This is a genomic window from Bifidobacterium sp. LH_730, assembly GCF_056355835.1.
The window spans coordinates 344,512-364,404 of the sequence record NZ_JBKETB010000002.1 but is presented as its reverse complement, the minus strand read 5'-3'; the positions used below and the strand labels follow the sequence as shown (position 1 = coordinate 364,404).

Below are 19,893 nucleotides of genomic sequence, written 5' to 3'. Positions count from 1 at the left end.
CAAGGACACGAGGAGAGGCGCAGCATGACGACAACCATCGCAATCATCGGAGCATTGGACGAGGAGGTGGCGCTAATCGGCGCATCCCTCGAAGGGCTTGAGCAAGAGCATGCGGCAAGCCTCACAGTGAGCCGGGGCACGGTGACGACGAACGCGGGGAAGCAGGTCACGGTCGTGGCCACCGTCGGCGGCATGGGACTGGTCAACGCCGCGGCCACCACGCAGCGCCTGATCGACGCCTATGCGCCGGATGCCGTGATCTTCTCGGGCATCGCCGGCAACCTCAACAAGGATCTGCATATCGACGATGTGGTGCTGGGCGGCACGCTGCGCTACCTCGACACCGATATGCGTCTGGTCGGCCAGTGGAAGCCAGGCGAGGAGAAGGCTCCGATCGAGGAGTTCCACTCCGACGCGCATCTGATCGACGTGGCCCGCCAGGCGCTTGAGGCCGCCGGCATCACGCATATCGTCGGCACCATCGCCTCCGGCAACTACTTCGTGGACACGCCGGCCAAATGCGCCGAGGTCAAGGCCTCGACCGGCGCGGACTGCGTGGAGATGGAAGGCGCGGCCGTCGCGCATGTCGCGGCCCGCAACGATGTGCCGGCGCTGGTGATCCGAGCGCTGTCGGACAACGCCGACACCGATTACGAGGTGTTCAAGGAGTTCGATATCTCTGAATATGCGAATACGGCGGCGCGCTTGACCCTCGACATCGTGCGTCGGCTGTAGCTCCCCGCCACTCAGATGAACAGTGGTTGAACTTACGTAGTTTTTTCGGTGCGCCACGGCCGTGTCGGATTAGGCTGGGAGCGTTCCGGCGAAAACGAGGTGCGGCATGGACTGGGTGTGGATGGCCTTGGGGCTCGTGCTGGTCGCGGTGGCAAGCGCGGCCATCGCCTATGCGCGCGGGCGCGAGGCGGGGGAGCGGGCCGAACGCGCAGCCTCCTCCGCTGTTTCGCCGGCCTTCGCTTTGTCGACGGCCGGTGACGGCTCGCTTCCCGGCGTGTTCGATCGCCAGGTCGGCGAGTCCGTGGCGCGCGTGATGCCCGATGAGCTGATCATCGCCGACGCCGGTGGACGGATGCGCTATGTAAGCCCCGGTGCGCGCGCATTCGGCTTGATCGATTCCGGGCGCGTCGTCTCCGTGGAGCTTGGCGACCTGCTTGCCCAGGTGGCCGGCGACGGTCAGATGCGGGAACGCGAGGTGAGCATGCCGCTTGACCCCGCAGCCCGCCTCGAGCACAGCGGGCGGGGCGTGCAGGCCGGCGAGGCCGCGCCCTCGGACATGCTCTACCTCAAGGTGCGTGCCGCTTCGATCGGCGATGGTCTGATCGCGCTGTTCCTGCATGACACCAGCGAACAACGCCGTTTCGAGGCGATGCGCCGCGATTTCGTGACCAATGTCTCGCACGAGCTCAAAACCCCGGCCGGTGCGATTTCCCTGCTCGCCGAAACCGTCTCCGATGCCTCCGACGACCCGGAGGCCGTGCGGTATTTCGCCGGGCGAATCACCAAGGAATCCGAACGTCTCACCGAACTGGTCCATCGCCTCATCGACTTGCAGAAGGCGCAGACCGCCCGCGCTGTCATCGACGCCAAGCCGCTTGATGTGCTTGCCGTGGCGCGCGAGGCGATCGCCGAGAATGTGGTGCAGGCCGAGGGCAAGGGCATCGAGCTGCGGCTCTCCTTGGATGGGGAAGGCCTGCCGCTTGTCGCGGGAGATGCCGCAGAGGATGGCGCGGACGCTGGCGCAGACGGGAGCGCCCCCACCATCATGGCCGACGAGGAATCCATCGTCACCGCCATCAAGAACCTGGTCGAGAACGCGATTCATTATTCGCCCGAACGCACCACCGTGCGCGTTGCCATCGAAAGCGGCAGACGCAAGAAAAACGGCGATTGCAGCGTGACCATCCGCGTCATCGACCAAGGCATCGGCATTCCGCGCGAATCCCTCGGCCGCATCTTCGAACGCTTCTACCGCGTCGACCCGGCGAGGTCCCGACAGACCGGCGGCACCGGTCTGGGGCTTGCCATCGTCAAGCATTGCATCGAGGATTGCGGCGGCACGATATCGGTGTGGTCCCACGAGGGGGAGGGGTCGACCTTCACCATCGAACTGCCCGAGGCGGCCGAATCGTCCGTGGATGCAGGCGCACGCGCAAACGAATAACTACGTATCCTGTTCGGCGGCGGTTCCCCACGCCGGCGAGACACTACTATGGGACGCAGCCCGGCCCCAGTTCGGGCGCCCATGAGAAAGGGAAGGCATGACGCGAATTCTCATCGTCGAGGACGAGGAGTCCTATCGGGAGCCGCTGGTCTACCAGCTCACGCGCGAGGGATACGATGTGTCCGCCGCGGCCACCGGCGAGGAAGGGCTCGAGCTGTTCACCAGGGGCGGCATCGATCTGGTGCTTCTCGATCTGATGCTTCCCGGCCTCGATGGCACCGCGCTGTGCCGCCGCATCCGCGAGCAGAGCCGTGTGCCGATTATTATGCTCACCGCGAAATCGGCCGAGATCGATAAGGTCGTCGGTCTGGAGATCGGTGCCGACGACTATGTGACCAAGCCGTATTCGTTCCGCGAGCTGCTGGCGCGCATCCGCGCCGTCATGCGCCGCAACCAGGCCGCCGCCGAAGGAGGCTCGGGCGCCTCCGACGATGATGTGCCGCTGACCTGCGGCGATATCGCGATGCGCGTCGGCCAGCATGAGGTCACCGTGCGCGGCGAGGCCACCTTCTTCCCGCTCAAGGAATTCGAGCTGCTTGAGTATCTGATGCAGAACAAGGGGCGCGTGATGACGCGCCATCAGCTCATCGACCGGATCTGGGGCTCGGATTACGTCGGCGACACCAAGACGCTTGACGTGCATGTCAAGCGCGTGCGCGCCAAGATCGAGGAGGAGCCGAGCCATCCGAAGTATCTGACCACCGTGAGGGGACTGGGATACAAAATCGACGACCCGCAGTGAGTTCGACGGTGGACTCGACGGTGAGCTGAACGACGGCAACTGTTCATCTTCCGTTCACCGGGTTTGGCCGGAAGGGCGCGAAACGGACCGTAGGCTTGAAGTGTCGAAAAGAAAAGGGCGGCTGGTTGGCCGCCAGAAGACACAAGAGGAATACGACATGCGTAAGAATCTGTTCGTCCGTTCCGCCGCTGTGGTCTGCGGCCTGAGCATGATGGCCGCGCTCGCGGCCTGCGGCGATAACGTCGCCACCACCACCGATTCCGCTTCCAACGGCTCCTCCGCGAGCAAGTCCGCCCCGATCTCCGGCGACTTCGCCGGCGCCGGCGCCTCCTCCCAGCAGAACGCCGTCGATGCTTGGATCGCCGGCTACCAGGCCTCCAACCCGGACGCCAAGATCGCCTACAATCCGACCGGCTCCGGCGCCGGCGTCTCCTCCTTCCTGACCGGCGCCCTCGCCTGGGCCGGCTCCGACAAGGCGTTGGCCGCCGAGGAGGTCGAGCAGTCCAAGTCCGTGTGCGCCTCCGGCACCGCCTTCGATGTGCCGGTCTACATCTCCCCGATCGCCGTGGCCTTCAACCTCAAGGGCGTTTCCGACGCGGGCAAGCACATCAACATGGATGCCTCCACGATCGCCAAGATCTTCGATGGCAAGATCACCAAGTGGAACGATCCGGCCATCGCCGACCAGAACAAGGACCTCGACCTGCCCGACACCGCGATCACCGTCGTGCACCGCTCCGACAAGTCCGGCACCACGCAGAACTTCGTGAGCTATCTGAAGGACGTGGCCGGCTCCGATTGGTCCTATGAGCTGTCCGAGAACTGGCCGAACGAGGTCGGCCAGGGCTCCAAGGGCACCTCCGGCGTCGTGAGCACGATCAAGCAGGCCGACGGCACCATCGGATACGCCGACTTCTCCGCCGTGGGCGACCTCGGCACCGTGGCCGTCAAGGTCGGCGACAAGTACACCGAGATCTCCGCCGAAGCCGCGTCGAAGACCATCGACGACTCCCCGGCCGACGAGACCGCCACCGGCGACAACCGCGTGGTCATCTCCATCAACCACAAGACCGAGGTCGCCGGCGCCTACCCGATCGCGCTGGTCTCCTATGACATCGCCTGCCCGGCCTACAAGGACGCCAAGACCGCCGAATTCGTCAAGTCCTGGCTCACCTATGTGACCTCCGAGGAAGGCCAGAAGGCCGCCGAGGACGCCGCCGGCTCCGCCGCCCTGCCGTCCTCGCTGTCCAGCAAGGTCGCCAAGTCCATCGAGGCCATCAAGACCAAGTGACGGACAGGGGCACCCCGCGCACGCGGGGACAGACGCCATGGGCGCGGGCCGGACGTATGAGCCCCCGCGCCCAAGGCGCGCCCTTGGGACTGGCGGCGACGGCGCGACCGCGCAATCCGCATCGCGTCCGGCCGCCGGTCCGTTCCGTTACGATTGAACCAAAGAAACTCGCAACAAAGGAGAACCTGTGAGTTCGCAAGACATGGCGTCGGTGTCCGAGCCGGCCGGCGGCAAAACCGCCGACAAGGTCTTCAGGGGCATCGCCTACGCCTGCGGCATCCTCATTCTCGTGGTGCTCGCCGCGGTCGCGCTCTTCCTGCTGTTCCGCGCGCTGCCGTTGATCACCGGCGACCAGAAGGCGAATGCCGACACCATTTCCAGCTTCACCGGCGGCAAAGCCACCAATTTCTGGCAGTATGTCGGCCCGCTGCTGTTCGGCACCGTGCTCGTCTCGGCCCTCGCCCTGCTGATCGCCTTCTTCATCTCGATCGGCATCGCGCTGTTCATCTCGCACTACGCGCCGAAGAAGCTCGCCACGGCCCTGAGCTACGTCGTCGATCTGCTCGCCGCCATTCCCTCCGTCATCTACGGTCTGTGGGGCGGTCTGGTGCTCGTGCCCGCGATTTTCCCGTTCTGGAACTGGGTGGCGACCTATCTGGGCTGGGTGCCGCTGTTCGAGGGACCCGCCTCGAATCCGGCGCGCACCGTGGCGACCGTCGCCGTGGTGCTGGCGGTGATGATTCTGCCGATCATCACCTCGATGTCGCGCGATATCTTCCAGCAGACGCCGCGCCTGCAGGAGGAGGCGGCGCTGGCGCTTGGCGCGACCAAATGGGAGATGGTCAAGCTCGCCGTGCTGCCCTTCGGACGCTCCGGCATCGTCTCCGCCTCCATGCTGGGCCTGGGCCGCGCGCTCGGCGAGACGATGGCCGTGCTCATGATCCTCTCCCCGGGGCTGCACTACTCGTTCAAGCTTTTGCAGGCCTCGCAGAACCAGACCATCGCCGCCAACATCGCGGCGCAGTATCCCGAGGCCAACGACCTCGGCGTGAGCGTGCTCATCGGCACCGGCCTGGTGCTGTTCCTCATCACGTTCATCGTCAACTTCATCGCCCGTAAGATCACGGAGAAGGTGACCGCCTGATGTCCGCAGCAACCGCAAACGCCGGCGCGCAGCCGACCGCGCCCAAGTCCTCGATGGACGGCGCGCCCGTCATCGACTTCGACAAGTTCAAGCCGACCCGTTCCTTCATCGCCGCCCGCAAGCGCAAGGACATGGCCATGCGCGTGCTCATCGCCCTGGCCTTCGTCATCGCGCTGATCCCGCTAATCTCCGTGCTCTGGACGACGATCGCCAACGGCATCAAGCGTCTGAACCTCAACTTCCTGAGCTACAACATGACCGGTGTGATCGGCGGCAACCAAACGCCCTCCGGCGGCTATGGCGGCGTGCTCCACGCCATCATCGGCACGCTGGAGATCACACTGGGCGCGATGGTCATCTCCATCCCGATCGGCCTGATGTGCGCCGTGTATCTGGTGGAGTATTCCAACCGAGGCAAGCTGTCGCGCGTCATCACGCTGCTGGTCGACGTGATGAGCGGCATCCCGTCCATCGTGGCCGGCCTGTTCGCCTTCTCGATGTTCGCGATCCTCGGCGGCCCCGGCACGATCAACGGCTTCGAGGGCTCCGTGGCCCTGTCACTGCTCATGATTCCGACCGTGGTCAAGTCGAGCGAGGAGATGCTCAAAATCGTGCCCCACGATCTGCGCGAGGCCTCCTACGCGTTGGGCGTCACCAAGCAGCGCACGATCACCAAGATCGTGCTCAGGACCGCGCTGCCGGGCATCGTCTCCGGTGCGATCCTGGCCATCGCCCGCGTCATCGGCGAAACCGCTCCGCTGCTCATGACCGCCGGCTTCATCGCCTCGACGAACGTCAACCTGTTCTCCGGGCAGATGACGACGCTGCCGGTCTACGTCTACCAGGAATACTCGAAGCTCAACGCGAACTGCGCGCCCGGTGCCGACGCGACCTGCGTCACGACGATTCCGATGGAACGCGCCTGGGCCGCCGCCCTCGTGCTCATCGTCATCGTGCTGGTCCTGAACCTCATCGGACGACTGGTGGCGAAGGTCTTCGCCGTGAAAACCGAACGCTGATATCGGCTGATATCGTTGGAATGTCAAGGAAATAAGGAATAACAATGGGACAACGCATCGACGTCAACCACCTGAACATCTACTACGGCGACTTCCTGGCCGTCGAGGATGTGAACCTCAACATCGAGCCGAACAAGGTCACCGCCTTCATCGGTCCCTCCGGCTGCGGCAAGTCGACGGTGCTGCGCACGCTCGACCGCATGCATGAGATCATCCCCGGCGCCCACTGCAAGGGCGAGGTGCTGCTCGAAGGCAAGAACCTCTACGACAAGGACGTGGACCCGGTGACCGTGCGCCGTGACGTGGGCATGGTCTTCCAGCGCGCGAACCCGTTCCCCACGATGTCGATCCGTGAGAACGTGCTCGCCGGCGTGCGCCTGAACAACCGCAAGATCACGAAATCCGACGCGGACGATCTGGTCGAGTGGGCGCTGCGCGGCGCCAACCTGTGGGAGGAGGTCAAGGACCGCCTCGACAATCCGGGCATCGGTCTGTCCGGTGGTCAGCAGCAGCGTCTGTGCATCGCCCGCGCCGTGGCCGTGCACCCGCAGGTGCTGCTGATGGATGAGCCGTGCTCGGCTTTGGACCCGATTTCGACGCTGGCCGTCGAGGATCTGATCAACGAGCTCAAGAACGACTACACGATCGTCATCGTCACGCACAATATGCAGCAGGCGGCGCGCATCGCCGACTACACGGCCTTCTTCAACCTCAAGGCCGTCGGCCAGCCGGGTCATCTCGAGTATTTCGCCGACACCACGACGATGTTCAACAACCCCCAGAACGAGGAAGCCGAGCGGTATATCTCGGGACGTTTTGGCTGAGTTTCCTATCCTCCTCTTGCAGGGGAGGTGTCGCGCGAAGGCGCGACGGAGGGGTGGAGCCCGCCGCAAGGCGGGCTTTTTCGTATCTTGGGTCATGCGTCGTTCTTGAGATCCTTCGACTCGCTGCGCTCGCTCAGGATGACAGCAGGTGTTGCGTTTGCGAGGGATGACAATGGGCCGGTTCACCTTACGTTCGCCGAAATTCATTTGCGCGTGTCCGAATGACGCCGCGAATTCATATTCAGGACGGTCCCCGGCCAGATGGGCGGCCTAGCGTCGGCTTTGTGATCCGGCGGAACAGCCGCCGGGCGTATGGGAAAAGGATGATATATGAATTCCCTTAAGAAACTCGCCGCAGGTTCGATTGCCGCGGTGCTCGCCTTCTCGATGGCCGCCTGCGGCTCGTCCAATGCCGCCAAGTCCGGATCGGACGCCGGCTCGGCGAAAACCGTCGCCGTGGACGCCAAGTCCGCCAAGGCCACCTCCCTCAAGGACTTCGGCGACCTCGCCGACCTGGAGAAGGCCGCGAAGGCCGAGGGCGCGCTCAATGTCATCGCCCTGCCGCACGACTGGTCCAACTACGGCGAGGTCATCGAAGGCTTCAAGAAGCGCTATCCCGAGATCAAGATCACCGAGCTCAACCCGAACGCCTCTTCCAAGGAGGAGCTCGACGCGGCCAAGACCAACAAGGGCACCGACGCGGCGCCCGACGTCTTCGACCTCGGCCAGTCCGTCGCCGCCACCAGCACCGACGCCTTCGCCCCTTATAAGGTCGCCTCCTGGGACAAGATCCCCGACGCGCAGAAGGATTCCGACGGCGCCTATGTCGCCGACTACACCGGCATCATGTCGGTCGGCTGGAACAAGGACAAATACGGCGAGGTCAAGTCGCTCGACGACTTGCTCGACCCGAAGTTCGCCGGCACCGTCGCCCTCAACGGCAAGCCCGCCGAGGCCGGCGCCGCCTTCAACGGCTTCGTCATGGTCAACGCCCTCGCCGGCGGCAGCCTCGACGACACCCAGCCCGGCCTCGACTTCTTCAAGAAGCTCAAGGACGCCGGCAACCTCACCCAGGTCGACGTGACCAACGGCACCATCGACTCCGGCCAGACCGGCGTGGTGTTCGACTGGACGTACAACCAGGCGTCCTACAAGAAGGACCTCAAGTCCAAGGGCGTGAACTGGGAATACAGGACCTTCCCGAAGGCGCAGGTCGTCAGCTATTACAACCAGGCCATCAACAAGGACGCGCCGCATCCGGCCGCCGCCCGTCTGTGGGAGGAATATCTGTACAGCCCCGACGCGCAGAACCTGTGGCTCAAGGGCGGCGCCACCCCGGTGCTGCTCGAGTCGATGCAGGCCGACGGCACGGTCGACAAGAACGCGCTGGCCAAGTCCACCGCCATCGAAGGCGAGCCGATCTCCTACGACAATCCCACCGCCGAGAAGATCACCAAGTGGCTCCAGAGCAATTGGGACGCGACCATCGGCAACTGACGGATGGTTGACGGATGCCGGATAGGCCCGACGGGCGCGCGGCGGCTGGTTCGCCGTGCGCCCCGGTTCCGTCCGCATATCAGGTCTCTGTCCATATATCGCAGATTTTCGTATGCAGAGGAACATATGACCTCCACAAATATCATGGCGGCGCGCTCCGCCCGTCCCGCGGCCGCCCGGCCGATATCGGATGCGCTGGCCCGACACCGCAAGGCGCTCGGCACCGTCGCGGTGTCCGTTCCCTTCTTCGCCTACACGGCCTGCTTCCTGCTCGCGCCGACGCTGATCGTCGTCGTGGGCGCCTTCACCGGCGTCGACGGCGGCCTGACGCTGGCGAACTTCCGCCGGCTGGCCGAGCCCAATGTCATCGCGGCATTCGGCACCTCGATCGCCGTGTCCCTGGCCTCGGCCGCCATCGGCGCGGTCGTGGGAGCATGCGCCTCCTACGCGCTGGTCATCGGCGCGAGACCCGACGGCCTTGTTCGTCGCCTCGTGTCGGCGGTCTCCTCGGTGCTCGCCCAATTCGGCGGCGTGATGCTGGCCTTCGCCTTCATCGCCACCATCGGCATCAACGGCGTGGGCACCATGCTCATCCGCCAACTGTTCGGCGCGGCCGTCGACCCGAACTGGCTGAGCTCGCTACCTGGTCTGGTGACGATCTACTGCTACTTCCAGATTCCGCTGATGATCATCATCTTCCTTCCGGCGGTCGAATCAATCCGCCGCGAATGGCGCGAGGCCGCGGAGAACCTCGGCGGCACGACCTGGCAGTATTGGACCCGCGTGGCCGGGCCGATACTCGCGCCGCGCTTCGTGTCGGCCTTCCTGCTGCTCTTCGCCAACGCCTTCTCCGCCTACGCCACCGCCGCCGCGCTGTTCGCGCAGCGTTCGATCCTCGTACCGCTGATGATCCAGGGCGCGATGCGCAACGAGATGGACATGGGGCAACAGGGATTCGCACAGGTGCTCGCCTTCGCGATGGTCGTGGTCGTGGCCGTGGTGATGCTGCTCAGCCATGTCATCGAAAGGAGGGCGGGACGTTGGCAGTGAACGAACCGAAATCGACGAGCGACGCGACCATCCGTCCCCCGCAACTGCGCGCCGTCCGAGTGCGCCGGCAGCGCGTGCTCAAAGGCGTGGTGTTGACGCTGGTGCTGGCCTTCCTGGCCGTTCCGCTGGTCTCGATGCTGCTGTTCACCGTGCGTCACCCGCTGTCCGGCAAGTGGAGCCTCGACGCATGGAAGGCGATTTTCTCCGGCGACGGCTCCTCGCTCGGCACCGACCTGGGCGTGCTATGGCAGGGGCTCAGCTCCTCGCTCGCCCTGTGTCTGGTGACAGTGGCGATCATGCTGGCGCTGATGGTGCCGACGATGGTGATCGTCCATATCCGTTCGCGCGCGCTGGAACGGGCCATCGAGTGGGTGGCGACATTGCCGCTGACGATACCGGCGATCGTGCTGGTCGTCGGGTTGGGGCCGATATATCGCTGGCTGAGCGCGGATGTGTTCGACACCGATCCGGTGTGGCTGTGCTTCGCCTACGTGGCGCTCGTCATGCCGTTCGCCTTCCGCGCGCTTGCGGTGGGGCTCAACTCCATCGACGTGAGGACGCTCGTCGAGGCCTCGCGGTCCCTCGGCGCCTCATGGCCGCGCGTGTTCGCACGGGTCATCGTCCCCAATCTGTGGCAGTCCATCCTGTCGGCGTCGTTCATCTCGATCGCCGTGGTGCTCGGCGAATACACCGTCGCCTCGCTGCTCGGACGCATGAATCTGCAGGTCGCGCTGTTCCAGCTCGGCCAATCCAATTCCCAGATATCCACCGCCATGTCGCTGCTCGCCCTGCTCTTCGGCGTGCTGCTGCTCGTGGCCCTCGACCTGATATCGGCCGGTATGCGCCGACATCGAGAAAGAAGCGAATGATGTCCCTCGCCCAACGCAAAGCCGCGGTCGCGAAGGCGGCCGATGCCTTCGTCGACGCGCCGGTTCCGGGCCCGGTGCCCGGCCGTTCCGATGCGCCCGGTGCCACCGGTACCGCCCTGCCATCCGTCGCCGACGCGGCCAAGGCGCTGCTGCGCGAATCGGAGAACCGGGGAGGCGGCATCCGCATGCAGGATGTCGTCAAGATCTATCCCGGTTCGACCACCCGCGCGCTCGACGGCTTCGAACTTGACGTCAAGCCCGGCGAGATGGTCGTGCTGCTCGGCGGCTCCGGCTGCGGCAAGTCGACGGCGCTGCGCTCGCTGGCCGGACTCGAGGACATCCAGGGCGGGCGCATCCTCGTCGGCGGACAGGACGTCACCGGCGTGCCCGTCAACAAGCGCAACATGGCGATGGTGTTCCAGGCCTATTCGCTGTTCCCCCATATGACCGCGCTGCAGAACGTCGCATTCGGCCTCGAGGTGCGAGGCATGTCCCGTGCCGAGCGCCGACGCATCGCCATGGAGAAACTGGAATTGGTCGGTCTGGCCGATCAGGCGGGCAAGTTCACGCAGCAGATGTCCGGCGGCCAGCAGCAGCGCGTCGCCCTGGCGCGGGCGCTGGCGGTCTCGCCGCGTGTGCTGTTGCTCGACGAGCCGCTGTCGGCCCTCGACGCCAAGGTGCGCGTGCAGCTGCGTGACGAGATCCGCCGCATCCAGCTCGCCACCGGCACCACCACCGTGTTCGTCACGCACGACCAGGAGGAGGCGCTTGCCGTGGCCGACCGCATCGGCGTGATGAACCGCGGGCGCATCGAGCAGATCGCCGCTCCGCAGGACCTCTATCAGCGGCCCGCCACCGAGTATGTGGCCACGTTCATCGGATTGACCAACCGTCTGCCCGGTTTGGTCGATGGAGGTGAGGCCGTGGTCTTCGGGCGTTGCGTGCCGCTGCTGCGCGGCTCGCGTGGCGCAGGGCGGGTGACCGTGCTCGTGCGTCCGGAGAATCTGGCGTTGTCCGTGGTCGGGGATGGGGATGTGGATGACGGCGTGGGCACGGGGGAGCGCGGCCGCGTGACGGCCGTGCACTTCCTCGGGGCATTGGTGCGGGTCGAGGTCGAAGTCGCATCCGGCGCCGCCGATTTCGGGAATGCCGGTCTTGCGACCGGTGCCGCCGACGCGTCGGCCGCCGGGCTTGTCGTCACGGTGCAGCTGTCCGCCGGCGACATCCCAGCCGGGCTGCGTCCCGGCGCCGACGTGCGTGTCGCCCCGCGTCCGGTTCCCGCGCTGGCCGTCTGATCGGCCGATAAGGGAACTGCCATGCTCTGACGGGAATCGGCGGAATATCAAGGATTTAGCTGCGAGCGTGGCAGCTCGCTTATGCGTGAGGGTAAGGGGAGCTGCCACGATTATGATGAATTTGGCGTTATTCCGCGGTTTTCGTTTTTGACATGGCAGCTCGCTTATATGTATGGGGTATGGTGGGCCGCATGACGAACGAACAGATATTCCAGCCCGCGCCGACTCCGCAGGACCCGTGGAAGACGGCCCGCGCCCGGTTCTCGAGGATCGGCGTGGCATTGACGGTTATGGTGGCCCTGTGGTTGCTGTGCGGCAATCTGCTCGGGGCGTTGGTCACGGCGGCATGGCCGGCCTCGCATATCCCCGGCTGGATGACCTACGTCGTCTCCGGCGTGCCGCTCTATGCGCTCGCCATGCCCGTCGCCCGCCTCATGCTCGGTACTGTGCCGGCCCTGCCCACCCGCCGGTTCGCGCTGGGAGCGCGCCGCACGCTCGAGTTCCTCGCCATGTGCTTCCCGATCATGATCGGCGGCAATATCATCGGAACCCTCCTGTCCGCCGTCCTTTCCGGCGGCCAGGCCTCGAACCGCGTCGCCGACGTCGCCACCGCGAACGGACTGCTGCCGAACGCGCTCTATATGGTCGTGCTCGCGCCGATATTCGAGGAATGGATCTTCCGCAAGCAGATCATCGACCGCACGCGCGCATACGGCGAACGCACCGCGATACTGCTGTCGGCGTTCGCTTTCGCGCTGTTCCATCTGAACCTTTACCAGTTCTTCTATGCGTTCGGCATCGGCGTGCTTTTCGCCTACGTCTACATGCGCACGTCGATGCTGCGGTATTCATGGCTGCTGCATATGCTGATCAATCTCAACGGCGCGGTGCTGGCGCCGCTGATGCTGCGTCTGGCGGGGCCGCTTGCGACCGATCCGGCCGCGCTTGCGGGGATGGGCGAGGCCGAGCTCGCGGAGCGTTTCGGCTCCGCGGTCATGGCGATCGGCGCGTATGGACTGGTGTTGATCGCGTTGTGCGTCGCCGGCATCGTGCTGCTCGCCATGCGTTGGCGTCGGCGCGAGTTCTACGTCACCCCGCTTGAGCTGCCGCGCGGCACCGCTGCCCGCGCCGTGCTCGTCACGCCGGGTATGCTCGCCTACGTTATCCTTGCCGTCGTGCTTTCCGTCGCCATGACGCTGTGAGATGCATCGCGCCACTGGGGAAACCGGGGATTCGGGACTGTAGCGTTTCAGGAGTCCGAAGTTGTTTTCCGTGCTATCGGAGGGCTGGGCTCGACTTTGCTTTGTGTGCGACGCATTTGGGAGGGGCCTCGGCTTTCGGCGCAATGCTCGTTGAACGAGTCGTTGATATCTCGCGCTCCCGTCTCCTCGTTGACATTGTCCGGTTAAGAGAGCTAGGTGAACAATGTCGATGAGGAGGACTTCATATGGAAATGAACGGGAATCAGGCCGCGGGCCCGATGGAGATGTGCGTGAGGTCGGAACAGCTGCGTGCCGCGATCTACGGGGTCGCGGTCGGCGACGCGTTGGGCGTGCCCTATGAGTTTTGTCACCGCGGTGATTTCCGTTGCTCGGCGATGATCGGCGGCGGCACGCATGGCCGGCCGGCCGGCACGTTTTCCGATGACACATCCATGACGTTGGCCACGCTGGATTCCCTGAAGCACCACGAGTGGCGCGTCGATGCGCATGATATGCTCGAACGCTTCCGTGACTGGCGGTATCGCGGGGCCTATACCTCGGACGGCTGCATCTTCGACGTCGGCCGGACCACCGACGAGGCGTTGCGTTCCGGCATCGGGGGAGACGACGAATTCGACAACGGCAACGGTTCGTTGATGCGCATGATTCCGCTGGCCTTCGCCGATGTCGATGACGAGGATGTGCGCCGGGCCAGCGCGATCACCCACGCCCATCCGATCAGCATGGAGGCATGCGTGCGATATGTCGCGTTGGCCCGGCTGCTGATGCGGGGAACGCCGGTCCGTCGGGCCTTGGGGGCCATTGGCTTCGATGGCGTGTGGAATCTCAAGCGTGACCAGATCCAGTCCGGTGGCTTTGTGCTGCACACCCTGCAAGCGGCCTGCTGGTGCCTGTCCACCACGGACTCATATGCATCCTGCGTGCTCACGGCCGTGAATCTCGGAGAGGACACCGACACCACGGCCGCCGTGGCCGGAGGACTGGCTGGCATCGTCCACGGCATCGCCGGACCAGACAATCCCCAGGGCATCCCTGCTGCCTGGATCGATGCTCTGTTCGGCAAACAGGTCATCGACAGCGTGCTGGACGGTTGTCCCGACGCATGACGCATGTGGGAACGGGACTGCGGTCAGCCGATGCCCTTAGACATAGAGCAACCGCACACAGCCGCATATCCCAGGGGTTTCCGCAGCTTGTCGTCAATCGCAGTCATGGCTGAAGCCTTCTGGAAGTGATGTTCCCAGGGGCCAAACGTTTTCCTCCCGCACATTGTCCGGTTGATATGGACAAGGAGCGGCACGGATGATGTCGCGGGAAGGAATGTGAGGATGCGGATTGAACATGAGGGCGCGGTCGTGTCGGGTGGTTATGAATACGCGGTGCAGCGGTTGAGCGATCTGAGATATATCTCCGAGTTCGCCTGTGCCGACGGCGGAAGCCGTCGTCCGGTTCAGGCGGATGAGCCCCGTGTGCCGGATTGGACGTATAACCCCGGTTTCGCGATGACGGCGTCCACGGTGGATCCGAATCATCTCGGTGAGCGGGGCGTGACCGTCCAGCAGCGGTTCCGTGGATACGGTGTGTTCCGCGATGATATCGACGAGTGCGAGTTCGAAGCATGGTCCGAGGAACGTGCGTGGGAGCTGAGCCTGCGCCTGCTGGAGCCCGGCTATCGCCTGATGCGTATCCCGTTCGTAGCCCGGGAGGATCTGATTGACCCCGATGAGCCGGGCGAGCGGGACTTCGGCACTCGTGAGCAATACGAGGCCTATATGCGCGAGCATCCTTCGCGCTTTTGGATCGACGACAACACCCTGAACTATCCAGCCATGCGCGACGCGCTGTTCGGCCGGAACGCCGCGATCGCCGCCGATGACGAGCAGGTGCCGTCCGCCGCCCCGTGGTCGGCCTGCTCGGCGTCGACGCTGACGGCGCGCATGATTCAGCCGATGGGGCTTTTCGTCGAGCGCAAATACCAGTTCGCCGACAATTTCGATTCCCAGGGCGAGTGTGTACGCACTTTCCTGCCAGAGCTGTATCGGGATCCAGACAAGCCGGTGTCGTCATGGAACGGCACGAAGCAGGAAGCGGCCCGATGATTCCTCGGACAGATTGTCCGGTTAAAGGAAGCAGCGACAAGGAAAGGAACGCATATGTGTGACAAGAACAATGATGATGCCGCCCCGCGTGACGGGCGACCCCGGGCGGATGAAGAAACGTTCGTACCGTCCGCATCGGACGACATGTCCGTCGCTGGCCCGGCCGATGCCTTCGAGAAGGAGTTCAACGACTATCTCGACCAAGGTTCCTGGGCCATGGAAGACACCTTCGAGATGACCCCCGATGCCACCGCCGAGCAGCTGCAGGAGCACATCGACGGCTGGGATTATCAGACCATGGATCTCAAGGTGGTGCTTTTCCGTGACACCAAACCCGACCCGGACCATCCGTCAAGGAATGGCGCGACCGGCTTCTATGGTCTGCGCGATGGTGTTTACGGGGATGTGACGTACCGGATCAACCGCAAACTAGGGCCGTGGTTCCCATTCCTGGCGCACGCCTATGCCCAGTCGGAGGAGGAACCCGCCGAATTGTACGCGACCTTCGTCAGGGGTGAGGACGGCCGGATCGAGCCGACAATCGAGGAAGGATATTTCCGGATTTACGGCGGCTTCTCCTATGACGAGCTGATGGAGGCAAAGGCGTTGACCGAGGATCCTGCCGAAGCGCGCGCCGGCGTGTTCGGCATCTGGTCGCGCGCGACGGGCTGGGTGCTGCCGGTCACCGATAACTCGGTGTTGCTGTGGCGCGCCTATGCGGAGGGTCTGTCGAACTACCTCGACGTGTATTGGGGCGACTCGTGGCGATATAACCGCGCCAGATACCCCATGTATTACCGCAACGATCCCAACGACGAGCCGGCGATTCTCGAGGATATCGCCGAATACGAGGCCGAGTTGGAACGATTGGTCAAGATTGGCGCGGATCCGACCCGCCACGCGGCGAACGAACATGAAAGGAACGCACGATGAACGCGATGATGGAACGGCAGACCGACCGCGCTCCGGAACTGGAGATGGACGGCATCGATTTCGACGGGTGGTACGGCGATGGCGGCGGCGATCACGACTGCCAGTGGGAGGAGGGGATGTGCACCGAGGTGCCGTCCTACTATGTGCTCAGCTATTGCGATGACCCCGATTGCCCGGCCGACCATAAATTCTATTTCTGCATGCGCCACTACGCGCTGTACCTCGCCCGCAAGCTGGCGCATCTGCGCCAGTGCCCCGGATATGTCGACGTGCACACTCCCGACGAACGTCGTCTGGTGACACTGCGACATATCGCCGGCTGGGGGCATCTGACCGGCATCCGGTGACGTGCCGGGCTGTGTGACGACGATGACTTCTCTTTCTCGGATGTCGCCATACCTTCTGGCCGCTCTCCGTTCGATGCATTGGAGGCATGTTCATGCCAGAAGCGTCGTCGTGTCCTTGGAGACGTGCAGCACTGGTCCTAGGATGGACCGTTTGATACTGGAAAGGAAGCATCATGGCTGAATGGAGCCAGCAAGACTATGACCGGTTCAAGGTCTTTCTCAGCCTCATGATTTGGCAGGAAAAGAACCTCCAGGAAAGCAAACGAAAAGGAGAACAGAGAAGAAAACTCAATACGCTTCAACATCATGAGCCGCAGACAATCATTCGTTTCTTCTCGATGCTGAAGGAATCGGTCCAAGCCAGTCATGCGGGCAACGATGAGTATCGGCAGATGATTTCCTCCATATCCGATGTCCTGACCGTCAATCAGTCTGATGAGACATGGAGGACCTTTCCTGGGCTTGGCGTGCTCAATGCTGTGTTCATTGATCAATATGGCCATGTGATTTCACCTTGGACGAATTTCCATTGGCTGAATATGGCTGTGGATGTCGAGCATAAGCAGCTCGTCATCAAAATGGGCAAGAAGTATGAGGACGAAGCCAAAGACATTGAGGATGAGGAGGCGAAGAAGGCGTTTGACCGCCATCTGTATGAACTAGTCCAATCCGGAGAGGCCAGTCAATCATTTGCCGAGCTCGGGCTTGACGCCGAGGGATTGAGCCAGCCGGCCAACAGCGAACTCATCAAGATGGTGCATCGGTTCATGGAACTTGCTCCCGAAGCATATGAGGTTCAGCTGCTCATCGACAAAAGCAAGGCCCAGCATCAGGCGCAACAGCATAGGAGGCAGGCAATCATGGGCTATGTCAACGAACTTATCAGAAGCAAGAACATCATCCTTCACGGGGCTCCGGGAACGGGGAAGACCTATCTGGCCAGGGATATCGCCGCATCCGTGATTGGCGTCGACCGGGAGGATTTGAAGGATCCGAAAGGTCCTTGCTATGACCTGGATGGCGAGAGCATCAGACAGTTCGATATGGTCCAATTTCATCCGAACTACGACTACACGGACTTCGTGGAAGGGCTGCGACCCGGCGACCTGAAGTCAGGTGGCTTCAAGCTTGTGGATGGCAGCTTCAAGCGCTTCGTGGATAATGCGAAGGAGGTTTGGGACAAGGACCAGAATCCTCGTTTCGTCTTCGTCATCGACGAAATTAACCGTGGAGACCTAGCTCGAATCTTCGGCGAGCTGTTCCTCGCCATCGATCCGGACAAGCGTGGCGACGAGGGCGCGGTGACAACGCAATATTCGAACCTCCATGCCCAGGCAGACTACCGTCTGCAGGTGCCGCCGAACGTCTATATCATCGGCACGATGAACGACGTGGACCGTAACGTCGAATCCTTCGACTTCGCGATGCGCCGCCGATTCCGTTTCATCGAGGTCACGCCTGAGGAGGCCGGTCGCCGCATGATGGATGAGGGCGTGTTGGCGGAAACCGCCTTCAAGTGCATGCAACGGTTGAACGCAGCCATCCGGGGTGCCGACGAAAGCGACGGCGGTTCCGGTCATGACCTGCGCCTCGGCCCGGAATACGAGATCGGTCCGAGCTATTTCATCTTCAGGGATGAGGAGGGCAAGCAGTTGTGCGGCGACAAGTTGCCGTCCGACGACAAGGTCAAGCCGATGCTCGACGACTTGTGGAAGTTCCAACTTGCTCCGTTGATCGGCGAGTATCTGCGCGGACGGGATGGGCAGGAACGCAGGGAGACCATGGAGTATCTCGAGAGCCAATTCAAGGCTGGGGCTCAGGACTGAGCTTGCCGCCTGCGATATGTAGGGGAATCGGATATGGCCGTCGTTTCATTTCATTTCGCTGACAACAGTTCCATCGCAGGGGCCGATGGCAAGGCGTTCGAAAGCACCGAGCTATTCGACATGCTGCGGGACCAGACGCTGGCCGATCTGGCGAAGAACCGCCGGTTGTTTTTGTTCTCCTCATTCGACGACAGCGATGATCTCGACGGAAACCAGGGGTTGCTGTCGCGTTACCACGGCATGTGGTGGACCACCAATGTCATGGGATTCCTGGGATACCGGAACGCCGAGGGCGACGATGAGGAACTGGTCATCGGATCTCGGTTCGCCGGAAATGGCGGTGGAAAGGATGGCGCCGACCATTTCCTGCGCTATCTGCTGTGCAAGGTATTCCGCATCAATCTGACGGGCGATGATTGGCGGATGTCCACCGACCGTTCGAAATCGACGCACGACCTGCTGGCATACCTGTTCCCCACATATCTGCACAGCGCCTTGGCGCAAGGCGAATACCGCGAATACGTGCATATCGAACACAACGATATGCGTGTGCGCGGTGCCATCGACGTCGCCCGTCATATCAAGTCGAATATGCCCTTGGGATTCCCGGTCGCATATGCGACCAATGAGCGCACGTCCGACAATCCGGTGCTGGAGCTGGCGCGACATACGGCCGAATTCATCAAGGAACAGGGATTGGAAAGCTCCGTGTTCTCGGATTCGGAATATCGCAAGGATCTCGCCGCGTTGCGTTGGCGCACCCCGTCGTATGACAGGGCGCGACGGCGTTTGCTGATCGACCGCAACCGGCGGATACCGGTCCGCAACGAACTGTTCTCGGCATACCGGGAGCTCCAACGGCTCTGTCTGGCGATATTGACGCACAACAGCTTCGCATACTGTGGCGCGGACGATCGGATGCACGGTATCCTCTTCGACGGCGCCTGGCTATGGGAACGGTATCTGTCGACGCTGCTTGACCGTGACTATTACCATCCGGACAACAAGACAGGTGCGATGCGACAGCATATGTTCCTGTCATCCCCGTCGCCATCCTCCTCGCCTCGCCGCGTCTATTCGATCTATCCCGATTTCATCTCCCGCGAGGCCCCCTACTGCATCGCCGATGCGAAATACAAATTCGCGCAGAAAGACAAGCGCAACGATTATCTGCAAATGGTCGCCTATATGTATCGATTCGAGTCCACGCAGGGATATCTCATGTATCCGGACTATGGCAGAGACATCGGGCTGTCTTCGGGTGACACCTTGGACGCGGCGCGTGAGGACGGCGACCGTGACATGGATTTGGTGCTGATGCGTGGCTTGGACACTCCGGGCATCGGTCGCGCGGTACCCAGCGGTGCAATACATCTGAACAAGGTCTCCATGGATGTGCCCCGGAGCGCGAATGATTACGAGGAGTTCTGCAAGCTGATGCGTCAGCGCGAAGAACGATTCATTGAAACGGTTTGCTTTCGGCGATGATGGGTGG

General features: G+C 63.1%; 18 protein-coding genes. All 18 read left to right on the top strand.

Annotated elements, in window-relative coordinates; translation table 11 throughout:
• The first annotated feature begins 24 nt into the window (after positions 1–24).
• The 18 genes from mtnN to AC1AUD_RS04235 all read left to right on the top strand — a co-directional run bounded on the left by mtnN (position 25) and on the right by AC1AUD_RS04235 (position 19,886).
• Positions 25–735 (top strand): 5'-methylthioadenosine/S-adenosylhomocysteine nucleosidase, encoded by a 711-nt coding sequence (gene mtnN, locus AC1AUD_RS04320; RefSeq protein WP_476572414.1) that lies wholly within the window; start codon positions 25–27, stop codon positions 733–735.
• Positions 736–841: 106 nt separating this feature from the next.
• Positions 842–2,179: a sensor histidine kinase gene (locus AC1AUD_RS04315; protein WP_476572412.1), complete on the top strand. Its 1,338-nt coding sequence runs from the start codon at positions 842–844 to the stop codon at positions 2,177–2,179.
• A 97-nt stretch (positions 2,180–2,276) separates the two neighbouring features.
• Positions 2,277–2,981: a response regulator transcription factor gene (locus tag AC1AUD_RS04310; RefSeq protein ID WP_476572410.1), complete on the top strand. Its 705-nt coding sequence runs from the start codon at positions 2,277–2,279 to the stop codon at positions 2,979–2,981.
• Positions 2,982–3,138: 157 nt separating this feature from the next.
• Complete coding sequence (gene pstS, locus AC1AUD_RS04305) at positions 3,139–4,272, top strand: phosphate ABC transporter substrate-binding protein PstS (RefSeq protein WP_476572408.1); 1,134 nt, start codon at positions 3,139–3,141, stop codon at positions 4,270–4,272.
• Between the two features lie 187 nt (positions 4,273–4,459).
• Positions 4,460–5,416 (top strand): phosphate ABC transporter permease subunit PstC, encoded by a 957-nt coding sequence (gene pstC, locus AC1AUD_RS04300; RefSeq protein ID WP_476572407.1) that lies wholly within the window; start codon positions 4,460–4,462, stop codon positions 5,414–5,416.
• Positions 5,416–6,435: a phosphate ABC transporter permease PstA gene (gene pstA / locus AC1AUD_RS04295; RefSeq protein ID WP_476572405.1), complete on the top strand. Its 1,020-nt coding sequence runs from the start codon at positions 5,416–5,418 to the stop codon at positions 6,433–6,435. The genes pstC and pstA overlap by 1 nt, the downstream gene beginning before the upstream one ends.
• A gap of 44 nt (positions 6,436–6,479) precedes the next feature.
• The gene (gene pstB / locus AC1AUD_RS04290) at positions 6,480–7,259 is read left to right on the top strand and encodes a phosphate ABC transporter ATP-binding protein PstB (protein ID WP_476572404.1); all 780 of its coding nucleotides are present in this window, start codon (positions 6,480–6,482) and stop codon (positions 7,257–7,259) included.
• Positions 7,260–7,589: 330 nt separating this feature from the next.
• Positions 7,590–8,756: an ABC transporter substrate-binding protein gene (locus AC1AUD_RS04285; RefSeq protein WP_476572403.1), complete on the top strand. Its 1,167-nt coding sequence runs from the start codon at positions 7,590–7,592 to the stop codon at positions 8,754–8,756.
• A gap of 144 nt (positions 8,757–8,900) precedes the next feature.
• Complete coding sequence (locus AC1AUD_RS04280) at positions 8,901–9,806, top strand: ABC transporter permease (protein ID WP_476572576.1); 906 nt, start codon at positions 8,901–8,903, stop codon at positions 9,804–9,806.
• A complete protein-coding gene (locus AC1AUD_RS04275) occupies positions 9,797–10,675 on the top strand; it encodes an ABC transporter permease (protein ID WP_476572401.1) in 879 nt (292 codons plus the stop codon). The genes AC1AUD_RS04280 and AC1AUD_RS04275 overlap by 10 nt, the downstream gene beginning before the upstream one ends.
• Positions 10,675–11,970, top strand: coding sequence for an ABC transporter ATP-binding protein (locus AC1AUD_RS04270; protein WP_476572575.1), 1,296 nt, complete (start codon positions 10,675–10,677; stop codon positions 11,968–11,970). Before AC1AUD_RS04275 ends, AC1AUD_RS04270 begins: the two co-directional genes overlap by 1 nt.
• 191 nt (positions 11,971–12,161) lie before the next feature.
• Positions 12,162–13,172 carry a lysostaphin resistance A-like protein gene (locus AC1AUD_RS04265; protein ID WP_476572399.1) on the top strand — a complete coding sequence of 337 codons (1,011 nt, stop codon included), beginning with the start codon at positions 12,162–12,164 and terminating at the stop codon, positions 13,170–13,172.
• 290 nt (positions 13,173–13,462) lie between these two features.
• The gene (locus AC1AUD_RS04260; protein WP_476572397.1) at positions 13,463–14,299 is read left to right on the top strand and encodes an ADP-ribosylglycohydrolase family protein; all 837 of its coding nucleotides are present in this window, start codon (positions 13,463–13,465) and stop codon (positions 14,297–14,299) included.
• 222 nt (positions 14,300–14,521) lie between these two features.
• Positions 14,522–15,292 (top strand): hypothetical protein, encoded by a 771-nt coding sequence (locus AC1AUD_RS04255; protein WP_476572394.1) that lies wholly within the window; start codon positions 14,522–14,524, stop codon positions 15,290–15,292.
• Positions 15,293–15,346: 54 nt separating this feature from the next.
• Positions 15,347–16,225: a hypothetical protein gene (locus tag AC1AUD_RS04250; protein WP_476572392.1), complete on the top strand. Its 879-nt coding sequence runs from the start codon at positions 15,347–15,349 to the stop codon at positions 16,223–16,225.
• Positions 16,222–16,572: a hypothetical protein gene (locus AC1AUD_RS04245; protein ID WP_476572391.1), complete on the top strand. Its 351-nt coding sequence runs from the start codon at positions 16,222–16,224 to the stop codon at positions 16,570–16,572. Before AC1AUD_RS04250 ends, AC1AUD_RS04245 begins: the two co-directional genes overlap by 4 nt.
• 173 nt (positions 16,573–16,745) lie before the next feature.
• The gene (locus tag AC1AUD_RS04240) at positions 16,746–18,398 is read left to right on the top strand and encodes an McrB family protein (RefSeq protein ID WP_476572389.1); all 1,653 of its coding nucleotides are present in this window, start codon (positions 16,746–16,748) and stop codon (positions 18,396–18,398) included.
• 33 nt (positions 18,399–18,431) lie between these two features.
• On the top strand, positions 18,432–19,886 hold the full coding sequence (locus tag AC1AUD_RS04235) for a 5-methylcytosine restriction system specificity protein McrC (protein WP_476572387.1): 1,455 nt from the start codon (positions 18,432–18,434) through the stop codon (positions 19,884–19,886).
• Positions 19,887–19,893: the final 7 nt, after the last annotated feature.

Excerpts from the sequence above, each read along its gene's own strand:
- AC1AUD_RS04315 (WP_476572412.1), top strand. The coding sequence starts at position 842 with ATGGACTGGGTGTGGATGGCCTTGGGGCTCGTGCTGGTCGCGGTGGCA.
- AC1AUD_RS04245 (WP_476572391.1), top strand. The coding sequence starts at position 16,222 with ATGAACGCGATGATGGAACGGCAGACCGACCGCGCTCCGGAACTGGAG.
- AC1AUD_RS04310 (WP_476572410.1), top strand. The coding sequence starts at position 2,277 with ATGACGCGAATTCTCATCGTCGAGGACGAGGAGTCCTATCGGGAGCCG.
- AC1AUD_RS04285 (WP_476572403.1), top strand. The coding sequence starts at position 7,590 with ATGAATTCCCTTAAGAAACTCGCCGCAGGTTCGATTGCCGCGGTGCTC.
- pstA (WP_476572405.1), top strand. The coding sequence starts at position 5,416 with ATGTCCGCAGCAACCGCAAACGCCGGCGCGCAGCCGACCGCGCCCAAG.
- AC1AUD_RS04265 (WP_476572399.1), top strand. The coding sequence starts at position 12,162 with ATGACGAACGAACAGATATTCCAGCCCGCGCCGACTCCGCAGGACCCG.
- AC1AUD_RS04255 (WP_476572394.1), top strand. The coding sequence starts at position 14,522 with ATGCGGATTGAACATGAGGGCGCGGTCGTGTCGGGTGGTTATGAATAC.
- AC1AUD_RS04235 (WP_476572387.1), top strand. The coding sequence starts at position 18,432 with ATGGCCGTCGTTTCATTTCATTTCGCTGACAACAGTTCCATCGCAGGG.
- pstB (WP_476572404.1), top strand. The coding sequence starts at position 6,480 with ATGGGACAACGCATCGACGTCAACCACCTGAACATCTACTACGGCGAC.
- AC1AUD_RS04250 (WP_476572392.1), top strand. The coding sequence starts at position 15,347 with ATGTGTGACAAGAACAATGATGATGCCGCCCCGCGTGACGGGCGACCC.
- AC1AUD_RS04280 (WP_476572576.1), top strand. The coding sequence starts at position 8,901 with ATGGCGGCGCGCTCCGCCCGTCCCGCGGCCGCCCGGCCGATATCGGAT.
- pstS (WP_476572408.1), top strand. The coding sequence starts at position 3,139 with ATGCGTAAGAATCTGTTCGTCCGTTCCGCCGCTGTGGTCTGCGGCCTG.
- mtnN (WP_476572414.1), top strand. The coding sequence starts at position 25 with ATGACGACAACCATCGCAATCATCGGAGCATTGGACGAGGAGGTGGCG.
- AC1AUD_RS04270 (WP_476572575.1), top strand. The coding sequence starts at position 10,675 with ATGTCCCTCGCCCAACGCAAAGCCGCGGTCGCGAAGGCGGCCGATGCC.
- AC1AUD_RS04240 (WP_476572389.1), top strand. The coding sequence starts at position 16,746 with ATGGCTGAATGGAGCCAGCAAGACTATGACCGGTTCAAGGTCTTTCTC.